The following is a 14165-nucleotide window of genomic DNA, read 5'->3' on the forward strand; positions in this document are numbered from 1 at the left end:
GGACTACTCCTTGTTCATTCTGCGCAGACGGGGCCTGCTCGGGCTGGACGCGGGGGATCCGGGAGATCCGGCGGATCCGGGTGACGCGGGGGCGGCGGCGAGATGGTCGGCGAGCTGGGCGACCGTCGGGCTGGAGAAGATCGTCTTGATGGAGACCTCGGCGCCGAGCTGCTTGCGGATCCGGCTCTTGAGCCGGGTGGCCAGCAGCGAGGTCACGCCCAGGTTGAAGAAGTTGTCGTGGACGCCGATCCGGTCGGGCTCGACGCCGAGGACGTCCCCGAACAGGGCGCACAGGGACTGCTGTTGGGGGGTGAGGGGGGCCGTGTCCTTGGTGGACGCCTGTCCGGTGGGTGCCACCGGCTCCGGCGCGCCGGCTGCCTCGTCGGCGACGATCGGTGCGCCCAGGTCCAGCGAGCCCACCGGACGGGCCGGGTCGTCGGCCAGGGCCCGCAGTACCGTGCCCAGGCCGGTGGCGATCCGGCCGGCGGTGTCCTCGTCGAAGACGGCCGGCAGGTACTGGAACGTCAGGCGCAGCCGGGCCCCTGTCCCTCCCTCGGCGATCAGCGTCAGCGGGTAGTTGGAGCCGCCGAGCGAGCGCGTCCCGGTGAGGGTGAGGCGGGCGGCGGCGGAGGCCTCGGCGAGGCCGGACTCGTCGACCGGGAACGCCTGGTGGACGAGGAGGGTGTCGAAGAGGGCGCCCAGTCCGGTGGCCTCGTACAGACCGCTCAGGGACTGGTGGTGGTGGTCGAGCAGCGCGGTCTGCCGTTCCTGGAGGCCCGCCAGCAGGGTGCCGAGACCGTCCTCGGGGGTGTACCGCACGCGTACCGGCAGGGTGTTGATGAACAGCCCGACCATCGACTCGACCCCGGGCAGCCCCGGCGGCCGGCCGGAGACGGTGGCGCCGAACAGCACGTCGTCGCGTCCGGTGAGCCGGCCGAGGGTGACGGCCCAGGCGCCCTGGACGAGCGTGCCGAGGGTGACGCCCAGGCCGGCGGCCCGCCGTACGAGCCGCTCGGCGTCCTCGCCGGTGAGCGGCACCTCCGCCGTGGCGGCCTCGGAGCCGGACAGCTCCTCGCGGGCCAACGCCGAGCCGCCGAGCAGGGTGGGCCGGTCCACACCGGCCAGTTCGGCGGCCCAGGCACGGGCCGCGCCCGGCTCGTCCTGCCGGGCCAGCCAGGCGAGATGGTCGCGGAAACCGCGGACCGGCGGGACGGCCGCGGGGTCGCCCCCGGTCGCGTACAGGCGGAGCAGGTCCTGGGCGAGGACCGGCTCGGACCAGCCGTCGAGCAGGGCGTGGTGCAGGGTGAGGACGACCGCGGCCTGCTCGGCGCCCAGCCGGACGAGCGTCATCCGCAGCAGCGGCGGGACGGCGAGGTCGAAGGGCTCGGCCCGGTCCTCGGCGAGGAGACGTTCCAGGGCCGTGTCCCGGTCCTCGGGCACCAGGGTCCTGAAGTCCAGCTCCCGCCAGGGGAGTTCGACGCCGTCCACCACCAGCTGGACCAGATCGCCGGACGCGTCGGGGGCGAAGGCCGCCCGCAGCGCGGAGTGCCGGTCGAGCAGGGCCTGTCCGGCGGCCCGCATCCGGGCGGGCTCGACGCGGCCGGCGAAGGTGAACACCGACTGCATGCGGTAGGTGTCGTGGCCGTTGCCTTTGCCGTTGCCTTTGCCGCTGCCGCTGCCGCTGTGGCCGTCGCTGTCGCTGTCGCCGTCGCCGTCGCCGTCGCTGAGCATCGACTCGAACAGCATTCCGGACTGCATCGGCGTCAGCGGCCAGACGTCCGACAGGCCCGGGTGGCGTTCGCGGAAGGCCGCCAGGTCCTCGTCGTTCAGCGACACCAGCGGCCCCGACACCTCCTCGTACTCCTCGTACGACGGTGTGGGCGCGGCGGTGCCGGCGTGCGGGGCGAGCCGGGCCACGGTGCGGTGGGTGAGCACCTGCCGCTGGGTGATCTCCAGGCCGCGGGCGCGGGCCAGCGCGATCACCTTGAGCGAGCGGAGCGAGTCACCGCCGACGGTGAGGAAGTCGTCGTCGGCGCCGACCCGGTCCAGGCCCAGCACTTCGGCGTACACCTCGGCGAGGATCGACTCCCGCTCGCCCTGCGGCTCCCGGTACTCCCCGCCGTCGAAGACGGGCGCGGGCAGCGCCTTGCGGTCGAGCTTGCCGTTGGGCGACAGCGGCAGCGCGTCCAGGAACACGAAGGCCGCCGGGACCATGAACCCGGGCAGCCGCCCGGCGGCCGAGGCCCGCAGCTCGGCGGCCTCGACCCCGTCCGCCACCAGGTAGGCGACCAGGTGGCGGCCCTCGTGGGCGACGACCGCGACCTGCCGTACGGCCGGGTGGGCCAGCAGCACGGACTCGATCTCGCCCAGCTCGATGCGCAGCCCGCGCAGCTTGATCTGGTGGTCGGTGCGGCCGAGGTACTCGACCTCGCCGTCCGCCGTCCACCGCGCGAGGTCGCCGGTGCGGTACATCCGCTCCCCCGCCGGCCCGAACGGGTCGGCCAGGAACCGGTCGGCGGTGATCTCCGGCCGCCCCAGGTAGGCGGTGGCCAGCTGGACGCCCGCGAGGTACAGCTCCCCGGACTCGCCGGCCGGGACGGGCCGCAGCTCGGCGTCGAGGACGTACAGCCGGGTGTTCCACACGGCCTTCCCGATCGGTACGGGACCGTCGGCGCCGGTGTCGCAGGGGTGGTACGTCACGTCGACGGCGGCCTCGGTCGGGCCGTACAGGTTGTGCAGCTCCACGCCCGGCAGCAGCCGCCCGAACTCCCGTACCGCCTCGCGCGGCAGGGCCTCGCCGGAGCAGAACACCCGGCGCAGGCCGGTTGCGCCGGCGGCCTGCGGCTCGGCGAGGAACACCTGGAGCATCGAGGGCACGAAGTGGCAGGTGGTCACGGCCTGTTCGCGGATCGTCCGGGCCAGATACGCCGGGTCCTGGTGGCCGCCGGGCTCCGCGACGACGATCGCCGCGCCCTCGCGCAGCGCCCAGAAGAACTCCCACACGGACACGTCGAACCCGGACGGGGTCTTCTGCAGCACCCGGTCGGCGGCGGTGAGCGGGTACTCCGCCTGCATCCACCGCAGCCGGTTGTCGATCGCCGAGTGCGGGACGACGACGCCCTTGGGGCGGCCGGTGGAGCCCGAGGTGAAGATGATGTACGCCGGGTGCCCGGGGGTGACCGGGGGCTCCGGGTCGGTGGCCGGGCGGGCCTCGACGGCGGGCCCGTCCTCGTCGAGCACGACGACCGGGACGCCCGCCGGCACCGGGACCCGGCCGGCGGTGTCCGCGACCACACAGGCCGGGCCCGTGTGCTCCAGCATGTAGGCGAGCCGGTCGGCCGGGTAGTCGGGGTCCAGCGGCAGATAGGCGCCGCCCGCCTTCACCACGGCGACCAGGGTGACCAGCAGCTCCAGGGAGCGCGGTACGGCCACGGCGACCGGGGAGCCGGGGCGGACGCCGAGCGCGGTCAAATGGTGGGCCAGCCGGTTGGCGCGGGCGTTGAACTCGGCGTACGTCAGTGTCTCGGTGCCGAAGACCAGGGCCGTCGCGTCCGGAGTGCGCCGGACCTGCTCCTCGATGGGCGCGACGAGCGTGAACTCCGTCAATTTCAACACCTCTTCTCTCGCTGGATATCGTCCGGCGTTTTCACGAACGAAAGGGAAGAATTAGAAAAGCAATTCGACAACGACTCTAAGGTCACCGGCTTTTCCCAACAATGGCCGCTCCGGAATTCCCCCCGGAAGTCGCCCCGGAAGTCACCCCTGAACTCACTGCGGAGTTCGCGCCGGAATCCATCGCGATCCGCCGCAGTACACCGGCCAGCCGCTCCGCCGTGTCCTGTGTCGCCCCGGGGCCGAACAGTCCCCGCCGGCCGCGCACCCGCAGTTCCAGGGGGCCCGGGTCGGCGCGCAGGGCGAGCGTCAGCGGCGGCTGTCCGTGCTGGACGGCCCGGGCCCCGGTCACCGTGACCCGTCCGCCGGGGCCCGGGCCCGGCGTACCGAGGCCGGGCAGACCGAGGACCGTCTCCCGGCGGCCGGCCGCGCCGGCGAGGACCACCGTCCAGGCTCCGCGCACGACCGTCTCCAGGTCCACGCCGAGTCCGAGCGCGCGCAGGGTGAGCCGTGCGGCGTCCGCCGTGGTCAGCGGCACCGCGGCCTCCTCCACCGGCGGGCCCCCGCCACGGGCGCGGACGGTGCCCGCGCCCGCGTAGGAGCGCAGCAGGTCCCGCAGCAGCGAGCGCAGGGTGTCCTCGTCGAGGTGCGGATGCCGGGCGGTGAAGACCAGCAGATGCCGTTCCCAGGCCAGCCGGACGAGCGCGGCCCGCACCGCCGGACCGGGGGCGCCGAAGCTCCGACGGTCCGCATCCAGCAGGGCATCCAGGGCCTCGGTGCGCTCACCGACCGTCAGAACCCCGAGGTCCAGCTCCCGCCAGAGCGGCTTGCGCCCGCCCCGGTCGAGCAGCGCCTTCACGGCCCCACGCATCCGCACCGGATCAACCCACCCGGCCAGATGCACCACAAGCTGCAGCGGCCCGGTAGCGGGGGCGGTGAGCAGGGTGGGAGGCGGGGCCGGGGCCGACGCGGCGGACCTGGACGGGGCCGACCTGGGCGGGGGCACCGGCGCGGGGGCGGTGCCGGGCCGGGTCACCGGCCGGCCCCCGTGGCTGCCGTAGCCCCCGTGGTCGCCGTCGCCGCCGTCACCTTCGTCGCCATCCCCTCAACCGTGGGGCTCTCGTACAGCTCGTGCGTGCTGAGCCGGACGGCGAGTTCGGTGCCGACCCGGGACAGCAGCCGGGTGGCGCGTAGGGAGTTGCCGCCGAGGTCGAAGAAGGACTCGTCGCGGCCGACGTCCTGCTGGCCGAGGACGTCGCACCAGATCGCGGCGATCCGTCGCTCCAGCTCCCCTTCCGGCGGGGTGGGCCGCCGGGCGCCGAGGGCGGCCCGGCGCGGCGCCATGTCGAGCAGCAGCTGGGTCGTGTCGATGGCCCCGGTGCCGTCCTTGGGGATACGGGTGACCTCCATCAGCCGTACCGGGACCGCGAGTTCGGCCAGGGCGGGGGCGAGCGCCGCGTGCACGGCGGCCGGGTCGGCGCCGTCCGAGGTGTAGGCCACCAGCACCTCGCGCACGCTCAGCTCGTCCGGCGCCAGTTCGTCCACGACGACCGGGTTCCGGGCGTCGAGGCCGATGAGCTGGTAGTGGTACGGCAGCGCCGTGGCCGTGAGGAAGCAGCGCAGACCCCGCTCGGCGTCGATCGCCCGGAAGCCGCGCAGCCGGGCCGGTGCCGTGGACCGGCCCCGGCTCATGCCGATGTCGTCCCACATGCTCCAGGCCAGAGCGCGCACCTCCCGCCCGCGCTCGTGGTGCCAGTGGTCGGCGAAGCCCACGAGGAAGGTGTTGGCGGCGGAGTAGGCGCCGAAGGAGTGGCCGCCGAACTCGCCGTTGACCGACCCGAACAGCACCAGCGAGGCGGCGGGCCGGCGCTCCAGGACGTCGGCGAGCGCGAGGGTGCCCTCGACCTTGGCCGCGTACTGCGCGCGGAACCCGTCCTCGGACTCCCGGGCCAGCGTGTGCCGTTCGAGGTTCTCCCACTGGTCGGAGACATCGGCGGCGGCCAGATGCAGAACCCCGTCCAGCGGCCGCCCCCAGCGCTGCTCGGCGGCGGCCACGACCGCCTCCAGCTGCGCCCGGTCGGTGATGTCGGCCTGCCGGTAGGTGACCTCGCCGAGGTCGGTGAGGTCCTTCAGCCGGGCCGCCCTGGCACCCTCGGCGGGCGAGCGGCCCACCAGCAGCAGCCGGGCGCCGTACGCGGCCAGCAGATATCCGGCGAGGTCGCTCGCGATACCGCCGAGACCGCCGGTGACCAGGTACAGCCCGCCCGCCACCAGCGGCGGCGGCCCCTGCTCCTCGGTCTCCTCGTGGACCGGGCGCAGCCTCGGCTGCCAGCGCAGCCCGTCCCGGGCCGCGACCACTCCGGTGTGGGTGGGGTCGGCGAGTTCGGTGCGCACGGCACGCGCCCACTGCGCCCGGTCGGCGGGCAGATCGAGCTGGCGCACGGTGATCAGCGGGTTCTCGGCGGCGGCCGTACGGATCAGTCCCGGCAGGCCGCACACACCGAGGTCGACGCGGTCGCCGGGCCGGACATGGGCCGCGCCCTCGGTGAGGACGAGCAGCAGCGGGGCGCCGAACTCGTCCAGCGCACCCATCAGAGCGGTGAGCTGGACACTGGCCGCGGTGAACCGGCGGGCCGGGTCGGGGTCCTCGTCGTCCAGCGGCCAGGCGAACACCACCGAGTCGATGGGCCCGTAGTGCGCGGTGACATCGGTCAGGACCCGCCGCAGGTCCTCGGGGTCGCCGGGCGCGACCCGGTAGCGGTCGAGGTCGACCTCGGCGAAGGAGCGGCCCTTGCCGACGAGCACCGCGCCCTCGTCGTCGAGCCCGAGCACGGCCAGTCGGCCCTCCTCGGCGAAGACCACGCGCGTACCGCAGTCGGCGGAGAACACCAGCCGGGAGGACCCGCTGTCGGCCGGGGTCTGCGCGGCGGGCAGCCGCGACCACTGCCGCCGGAAGAACCAGGTCCCGGACTCCTCCGCCTCCTCTTCCTCGTCGCCGGCGACGCGGTCGGCGTACCGGCCGGCCCGCAGGTCGGCGACGAGCGCGGCCCGCTGGATCTTCCCGCTGGCCGTCTTCGGGAACTCGGCGTCGGTGACCGGCACGACCAGGTCCGGGGCGATCCCCGCCTCCCGGACCAGCGCGGCCCGTACGTCCTGGAAGGTCCGCGCGAGCGCGTCGGCGTCCCAGCGCGCCGGTACGAAGAAGATGACCAGCCGGTCGGATCCCTCGCCCGGCTCGCGCACCCCGGCCGCCGCCGAGAACGTGACGCGTACGCCCTCGACCTGCTCGACGACGCTCTCCAGTTCGTGCGCGACGAAGTTGGCGCCGCGCACGATGATCTGGTCCTTCTTCCGCCCGGCGATCACCAGGGACCCGTCCCGCACGAAGGCGAGGTCACCGGTGCGGAACCAGCCGTCCTCGGTGAACGCCTCCCGGTTGGCCTCGGCGTTGCCGTGGTAGTGCCGCAGCATCGTCACGCCACGGATCTGCAGCTCCCCGACCCGGTCCTGCGGCAGCGTCCGCCCCTCGGCGTCGACGACGCGCAGGGTGACGCCGGGGATGGGGCCGCCGACCTCGGTGAACGCGACGGTGGCGACACTTTGTTGGCCAAACGTTTGGTAGACCAGCTCCCCTTCGAGGGACGCCTGCGCCACCACGACCGTCCCCAGCTCACGGTCGTCCCTGCTCTGCCGGGTGTACGTCACCCCCGAGCAGGTCTCCGACATCCCCCAGCACGGCACCATCGCGTCCGCCCGCAGCCCGTGCGGGGCGAGCAGTTCCAGGAAGCGGTGGCTGGCGGCGGCGACCACGGGCTCGCCCGCGTTGACGAACTCCCGCATCCGGGACAGGTCCCAGCTCCGTCGGCCGATCTCCTCGGCGCACTCGTTGACCAGGTTGTACGCGAAGTTCGGCGCCCAGGTGTTGGTCACGCCGTACCGCTCGATCCAGTCCAGCCAGAGCAGCGGGTCGCCGAGCACGTCGTCGATGCGCCCGTTGACGTGGTCGCAGCGCAGGAACACGTCGCGGACGTTGTAGTAGACCATCGTGACGTGGTCGAGCGGCATCCAGATGAGGCTGACGTCCTCGGCGGTGTAGCCGCGCGCCTGGATCACCGCCCACTCCCGCGCGGCGACGGAGGCGTTGGTGTGCTGCACGCACTTCGGGACACCGGTGCTGCCCGAGGTGAGGAGGTTGATCACCGGCGAGTCCGGGGTGGTCGGGAACCAGTCGGAGTCCCGCTCGTGCGCGATCAGTTCGTCGACCCGGAGGATCCTGAGGACAGCGGGGTCCGGCTCCTCCCACAGCCCGTCCAGCCCGTGCGGCCCGCCGAGCGCCGGCGCGGTCTCCCGGTCGGTGAGGATCACCGGCCGGTCGAGCAGCTCCCACGCGTTGCGCAGCTTGCGGTTGGTCTCGTTGTGACTGCCGTACGTCGTCGCCACGGCCACCGGCGTCGGCACGAAGCCGCCCAGCACACAGGCCCAGAACGCGGTCATGTACGCGCGGTGGTCCCCGAACTGGAAGAGCGCCGCGTCCCCGGGCGCGAGCCCCGCGGCCCGCAGTCCGGCGAGGACACGCTCGGCGTCCGCGAGCAGCTCCGCGTACGTCTGGAGGTCCGGGTCGCTGCCTGTGCGCAGGTACCGCGTCCCCTTCTCCGGGGCGAGTGCGGCGGCCTGCCGCAGCCCCTCCTGGAGCGTCATGGGCGCACCGGCCGGGACGAGCAGCTCGCCCCCGAAGGTCTCGGAGGAGGGACGGTCGGCGGACGGTCCGGCGGACGGATTGGAGGAAGAGGAGGAGGCGGCGGAGGCGGGTGCGGATGCGAGGTCGGCGGCGGGCGCTTCGACGGGTGCCGCCGGCGTACCGGGTCCCTCACCGTTCCCGTCGCCGGTCCCGTCACCGGTCCCGTCGCCGTCGAGGGTGCGGGCCCCCTGCCGTACGACGACGGCGGCATCGCGCACCCCGGGTATCGCCCGGGTCGCGGCGGCGAGGCGGGCGGCTACGGCGGGGTCGAGGCCGGGCGTGAACTCGGGTGTGGCGTCAGGCGTGGAGTCGCCTGCGGACTCGGGCGTGCGGTCGGGAGTGCGGTCGGGCCTGTGGTCGGGTGTGAAGGTCATCGCGCGCTCCCCGCGAGTTCGGGCGCCGGCTCGGACGCGCCGGCGTGGCCGGTGAGGGCGTGGCCCAGGTAGGAGACCAGGTCGGCCGGGTCGGCGAGGAAGTAGAAGTGGCCGCCCGGGTAGAACCGGGTGTGGAAGGCGCCGGTGGTGTGCGCGGCCCACCCGTAGAGCGTGTCCTTGGGCGCCCGCGGGTCCGCGTCGCCGCTGAGCACGGTGATGGGGGTGTCCAGCGGCTCCCCCGCCTCCACCCGGTGCCGTTCCCAGAGGGTGAAGTCGGCCCGGAGCGTCGGCAGCAGCCCCTCCATGACCTCCTCGTCCTCGGCGATCTCGGGCTCGATCCCGCCCAGCCGTACGACTTCGGCACCGAGTTCCGCGTCGGAGAGCGTGTGCATCAGCGGGACGCGGCCGACGGTGCCGGGCGCGGGCTGCGCGGACAGGAAGAGATGACTGGGCGCGGGGCCGCCCCGCTCCCGCAGGGCCTTGGCGACCTCGTACGCGAGGGCCGCGCCGCCCGAGTGCCCGAAGAAGGCGAAGTCGCCGTCGAGCACCGGCCGCAGCGCCTGCGTCAGCACCCTCACCAGCGGCCCCACCTCGGTCACCGGGTCCTCGGCGATCCGGTTCTGCCGCCCCGGCAACTGCACGGCCGCCAGCTCGACCTCCGCCGGCAGCAGCCGCGCCCACTCCCCATAGGCCCCCGCCCCGGCCCCCGCATGCGGAAAACAGATCAGCCGCCGCCGCGCCCGGGGCCGCCGGGCCCGCCATATCCAAGGAGTCTCGACATTGAGATCGGGACTGTGCTGACTCATGGGTCTCCTCCGTAGGAAAAGCTTCGGTAGACGCGCCCCAAAGGGGCGCGGTGAACTGCGCGACCATCCACAAACAAACCCGCAGCCGCCGTCCTGAAAGGAACCCACATGGCGGCCCGGCGAAAAGAAATTCAGCCCCGTCGCATTTCCAGCTCATTGGCGAGCCGCAGCCAATGGTCCGCACAACGCCGCGCCGCCTGCGCCAGCACCGGCGCCCGATGCCCCGGCACACTCCGTGCCAACCGCCGCCACCGCGCCTCGTCCCCGATCGCGTGCACGCTGAGCATCTGCAGCAGCATCCGCCCCGCCTCCGTGCGCAGCGAGGGGTCCTTCCGCAGGTTCGGCAGGATCAGCCCGATCGCCGCCGCCGACATGTGCGCGGTGCTCCGGCCGCCTGCGGCGGCGGCGCCCTTCCCCGGCTCCTCCTGTGCGGCGGCCGGTGGAGCGGCCCGCTTGGCCGGCTGCGCCTGCGGCAGCGGGTCCTGCCCCCGGCGCAGCCGGTCCCGTACGTCCTTCGCCGTGGCGGTGGCGATTCCGGCCCGCTCGGCGATCTCCCGGAGCGACGCGGTGGGGTTCGCGGCGATGACCTGGCTGGCCCGCAGCCGCCCCTCGGTCGCCTGCAACGGCCGTACCCGGCCGTCCCGGCCGACCCGGGGCGCGTTCAACTGGTCGCTTCGGCTCGTTGAACGGCGTCGGATCGCCGCGACCGTGCTGGGCGCGAGCCCCGCGTTGGTGGCGATGCGGCGGTCGGACCAGTAGGGGTGGCTGTCGAGGATGCGTTCGGCGGCGGCGGCGCGGTCGGCCTGGGAGAGCGGGAGGCCGTGCGCGATGTTCAGTTCGACGGAGAGGGCGAAGACCTCGCCCTCGTCGCCGTCGAAGTACTCGACCTCGATGGTGGTGGCCCCGCGCAGCCGGGCCGCGGCGAGCCGGTGCATACCGTCGATGACCCGCATCGTCGGGTGGTGCACCAGGACCGGCGGCAGCGCGTCCTCCTGCTCGGCGAGCATCCGCACATGGTCACGGTTCTCGCCGCCGAGACGCGGTGAGTCGGACGCGCGGAGCGAGTCGATGTCCACCACCGCGGTCCGCCGCGCCCGCCCCTCCTCGCCCGCGGTGCCGCCCGCGACGGCCAGGCGCAGGCCCGGCCTGGGCCCTTCCCGGTGGTCAGTGGACTCGGCGTGAGCGCCTGAGACGTTCATGACGTTGATCGCTCCTCCCCGTTACGGGCGGGCCACAGCTCTGCTTTCCCCCGTGGCCCTCTCAACCGTGCCAGAAACATACCAGGCGTGCGGGTTTTTTCACCCCGTCCGTTGGCCGGTTTTCCGCAACAGGGCCCGACAGCCCGACGCCATCGAAAATTCCGACCAACGCACATAAAACAGCCCGCAACCGTGCCCCGGGGGATGTAGGCACGGCTGCGGGAGTCCATTTTGTCGAGAAACGGGACGTTCCCCTCTCGGGGGCTCACTCTCGCCCGGTCAACTTCGCTCCAGGCAAACATACCGCTCTAGCGGTTTGCAATACCGCCGCCGCACCGGCCCCGGACCGGCGGCCCCGAGAGTCTGCGCCGCCCTGCCCGCACGGCGGCCCGACGCCCTGACGCCGATCCCCTGCAACGCCTGACGGACACCTCGCACGCCCTGGCCGCCCGGTCACACCATGACTGGCGGAGCGGTTACGCCACATGGCGGCCCGGGCGGAGCGGTTACGCCACATGGCGGCCCGGGCGGAGCGGTTACGCCACATGGTGGCCCGGGCCGACTCGCGGCCGGCCGACGACGAGGCCCGCCTCTCGCATCCGGACATGGATCCGGGCCGGGAGTGGTGGGCCCGCGCGCGCACTGGCTCCTCACGGAGGCGGCGCGGGCGGGGCTGCTCGCCGACAACAGGACTTCCCGCGCCGACACCCCCGGGGCGGGGCTGCTGAGGCGCCCGCGGCCGTCCGTTCCCGCGCCCGCCTCCGCCGCCACCGCCACCGCCGTGCCCGTGCCCGTGCCGCGCCGAGCCTGAGCACTGCCGTGCACCCCTTTCCCCGCAGGCAAGCCCCTTGTGCGTGTACGGGTCGGATCCGGGTACGCGACAGACGTCCGTTCCCAGCCGATTACCGCGCACAGGCCCCGCGCACCTGAAAACCGCATCGTCGGTTTGTTAGCCTGGTTCTTCGATGGTAACCCGGAGAGTGACGGAGCCCATGGCCACGCAGGAACGCGCGATCCGTACGCGCAACGCCCTCATCAAGGCTGCGGCCGAACTGCTGGACCAGGAAGGCCCGGCCTCGGTCTCGCTGGCCGCCATCAGCGCCAAGGCCGGTGTCAGCAACGGGGCGTTGCACTTCCACTTCCCCAACAGGACGGCGCTCCTGGACACAGTCGTCGTCCAGGCGGAGGCGCAGCTGCGCCGCATCACGCGCCCGCGCGACCTCCACACCGTGCAGGCACTCATCGACGCCAGCCACGACCTCGTGCAGGAGCTCGGGCGCAACGTGGTGCTGCGGGTCGGCTTCCGGCTCAGCGGCCGCGGCGAGCACTCCGCGGCGGCGCCGGACCTGTGGGGTAACTGGCAGCGCTGGGTCGAGGCCACGCTCGCGCGGGCGGACGGCGAGGGGGCCCTGGTGTCCGACGCCTCGCCCGAGGAGTTGGCGGCCGTCGTGGTTGCCGTGGGGGCCGGCCTGCAGGCCCGGGGAGAGAGCGACGTCCGCTGGCTGGAGCGGGTCGTGCTGACGCGGTTCTGGGCACTGCTGCTGCCCCGCATCGTGGGCAGCGCCGCGCGGCACCACTTCAGCCCGGCCGGGTTCGTGCCGGGGAGCGGCCGGGATCAAGGGTTCTGACTTCTCGGCCGCCACCGACGGCACCGCCCGGCCCGACGGCACCGCCCGGCCCGAGGGCGTCGCCGTGGTCCTCCTGCAGAACCGTCCGACGCGCGCCGCGACGGCCACCCCGTGCTCGCCGCGGTCCGCGGCTCGGCCGTCAACCAGGACGGCGCGCTCAACGGCCTGACCGCCCCCAACGGCCCCTCCCAGCAGCGGGTCATCCGCCGGGCCCTCGCCCGCGGAAGTCGAACATCGGGCACGCGCCGGCCACGACCGGCGTCATCAAGATGGTCATGGTCGACGCCCCCGAACCCGTGAAGCAAAACAAACCATGCGCGTGGTTTACGGGGGCTGGGGGCGCCCACTCGGCGGGCGCATCAGCACCGACCGCCCCTCACCTCGGCCGCTCCGCCGCAGCGTCACCAACACCGCCGCATAGAGCGGCCAGGTCGTTCCTCTTCGCTCGCATGACCGCGTACTGGACGGAGCAGACCCGCCGCACGGCTGAAAACGCACGTTCCGCAGCACCACAGGCACCCCTGGACCCACCCGCGTCCCAGGGAGGAGCCCCAGGTCAGCCGCCCACCTGCGACCAGAGGGACCGGAGTGCCGCAGACGGGAAACCAGCCGTTCGCCGGCCCGTCCGGCCGGAATGAAACATACCGCTAGGAATTAAACCGGGTGGTATGTATCTTCACAGATCTGAGGGACCCTACACATCGACGTCACGCTTCTTGGCTCAGGGGGAGAGACATGTCTGCGAGCACCTTCCGCGTCGAACATCCCATCACCGACGCTCGATCCACCGAACAGGGCAACGCGACGACGGCACGTATCGCCCTGCCCCGTTTCCCGTCCCTGACCAGCACCGTTCCCAAGGAACTGGTGCACCGTGCCAGCGTCGCCGAGGTGATGCTCACGGACTGGGACCGCAAGGACGACACTCATTTCACCGTGGCCGCACAGTGGCCCCGCCGGCACGGCTTCTTCGACACCATCGACGACTGCCACGACCCGCTTCTCATAGCGGAAACGGTCCGTCAGACCGGGATCCTGCTGGCGCACGCGGAGTTCGACGTCCCCATCGACCACCACTTCCTGATGTGGGACCTCGAAGTCGACGTCACACCCGAGCACCTGCGCGTCGAGGCCACACCGGCCTCTCTCGACATCGCGATCGCCTGCACGGACATCAAGCGCCGGGGCTCGAATCTTTCGGGGCTTCACTTCACGGCCGTGATCCACCGTGACGGGCAGGTGGCCGCGACCGGGTCCGCCACCTTCACCTGTACGTCTCCGGCCGTCTACCGGCGCCTTCGTGCCGCCAGGATCAAGGACGGTGTCCCCACTCCTCTCGCGCTGACGAGCCCGACGGCACCGCAGACCGTCGGCCGGCTCTCACCCACGGATGTCGTCCTGTCCCCGGTGCCGGAGCCGGGCTGCTGGCAGTTGCGAGTGGACACCCGGCATCCGGTGCTCTTCGACCACCCCGTCGACCACGTACCGGGCATGGCGCTGCTGGAAGCCGCCCGCCAGGCCACGTCGGCGTTCCTGGGACGCGCCTGCCTGCCGGTCGGCATCACCACCGAGTTCCTCTGCTACGCGGAACTCGACGCCCCCTGCCTGATCGAGGCGTGTTCCCTTCCGCGGCACCCGGACGGCGCGGAGCGCGTGCTCGTGACCGGCCGCCAGAACGGCAAGATCGTCTTCACCTCCGCCGTGACCGTGGCACCGGCCTCGGCCTGAACGGTCGGCCGCTCCCCGTCTTCGGGCGGCACCTTGACCCCACCGTCGGCAGCAGTGACCTACGACTACTGCGGATACCG

General features: G+C 73.1%; 7 protein-coding genes and 2 pseudogenes. 4 read left to right on the forward strand and 5 right to left on the reverse strand.

From position 1 onward, the window contains the following. Positions 1–3 precede the first annotated feature (3 nt). From ACZ7MG_RS29850 to ACZ7MG_RS29870, 5 genes and pseudogenes are all read right to left on the reverse strand, one after another. Positions 4–3600, reverse strand: a pseudogene (locus ACZ7MG_RS29850) (amino acid adenylation domain-containing protein); the annotation flags it as partial. A 97-nt stretch (positions 3601–3697) separates the two neighbouring features. Continuing rightward, positions 3698–4483 carry a hypothetical protein gene (locus tag ACZ7MG_RS29855; RefSeq protein WP_471393045.1) on the reverse strand — a complete coding sequence of 262 codons (786 nt, stop codon included), beginning with the start codon at positions 4481–4483 and terminating at the stop codon, positions 3698–3700. A 161-nt stretch (positions 4484–4644) separates the two neighbouring features. Beyond that, positions 4645–8724, reverse strand: coding sequence for an SDR family NAD(P)-dependent oxidoreductase (locus ACZ7MG_RS29860; protein ID WP_471393043.1), 4080 nt, complete (start codon positions 8722–8724; stop codon positions 4645–4647). Beyond that, positions 8721–9530: a thioesterase II family protein gene (locus ACZ7MG_RS29865; protein ID WP_471393041.1), complete on the reverse strand. Its 810-nt coding sequence runs from the start codon at positions 9528–9530 to the stop codon at positions 8721–8723. The genes ACZ7MG_RS29860 and ACZ7MG_RS29865 overlap by 4 nt, the downstream gene beginning before the upstream one ends. Positions 9531–9661: 131 nt before the next feature. Further along, positions 9662–10729, reverse strand: coding sequence for a ParB/RepB/Spo0J family partition protein (locus ACZ7MG_RS29870; RefSeq protein WP_471393038.1), 1068 nt, complete (start codon positions 10727–10729; stop codon positions 9662–9664). Between the two features lie 622 nt (positions 10730–11351). Here ACZ7MG_RS29870 and ACZ7MG_RS29875 point away from each other — a divergent pair. From ACZ7MG_RS29875 to ACZ7MG_RS29890, 4 genes and pseudogenes are all read left to right on the forward strand, one after another. Beyond that, the gene (locus ACZ7MG_RS29875; RefSeq protein WP_471393036.1) at positions 11352–11540 is read left to right on the forward strand and encodes a hypothetical protein; all 189 of its coding nucleotides are present in this window, start codon (positions 11352–11354) and stop codon (positions 11538–11540) included. Positions 11541–11721: 181 nt separating this feature from the next. Continuing rightward, positions 11722–12357: a TetR family transcriptional regulator gene (locus ACZ7MG_RS29880; RefSeq protein WP_471393034.1), complete on the forward strand. Its 636-nt coding sequence runs from the start codon at positions 11722–11724 to the stop codon at positions 12355–12357. Between the two features lie 34 nt (positions 12358–12391). Next, positions 12392–12594: pseudogene (locus ACZ7MG_RS29885) on the forward strand (hypothetical protein); the annotation flags it as partial. A 498-nt stretch (positions 12595–13092) separates the two neighbouring features. Next, positions 13093–14085 carry a ScbA/BarX family gamma-butyrolactone biosynthesis protein gene (locus ACZ7MG_RS29890; RefSeq protein WP_471393032.1) on the forward strand — a complete coding sequence of 331 codons (993 nt, stop codon included), beginning with the start codon at positions 13093–13095 and terminating at the stop codon, positions 14083–14085. Positions 14086–14165: the final 80 nt, after the last annotated feature.

It is taken from the genome of Streptomyces sp. NPDC107538, from assembly GCF_055657445.1.

Excerpts from the sequence above, each read along its gene's own strand:
- ACZ7MG_RS29855 (WP_471393045.1), bottom strand. The coding sequence starts at position 4,483 with ATGCGTGGGGCCGTGAAGGCGCTGCTCGACCGGGGCGGGCGCAAGCCG.
- ACZ7MG_RS29860 (WP_471393043.1), bottom strand. The coding sequence starts at position 8,724 with ATGACCTTCACACCCGACCACAGGCCCGACCGCACTCCCGACCGCACG.
- ACZ7MG_RS29865 (WP_471393041.1), bottom strand. The coding sequence starts at position 9,530 with ATGAGTCAGCACAGTCCCGATCTCAATGTCGAGACTCCTTGGATATGG.
- ACZ7MG_RS29870 (WP_471393038.1), bottom strand. The coding sequence starts at position 10,729 with ATGAACGTCTCAGGCGCTCACGCCGAGTCCACTGACCACCGGGAAGGG.
- ACZ7MG_RS29880 (WP_471393034.1), top strand. The coding sequence starts at position 11,722 with ATGGCCACGCAGGAACGCGCGATCCGTACGCGCAACGCCCTCATCAAG.
- ACZ7MG_RS29890 (WP_471393032.1), top strand. The coding sequence starts at position 13,093 with ATGTCTGCGAGCACCTTCCGCGTCGAACATCCCATCACCGACGCTCGA.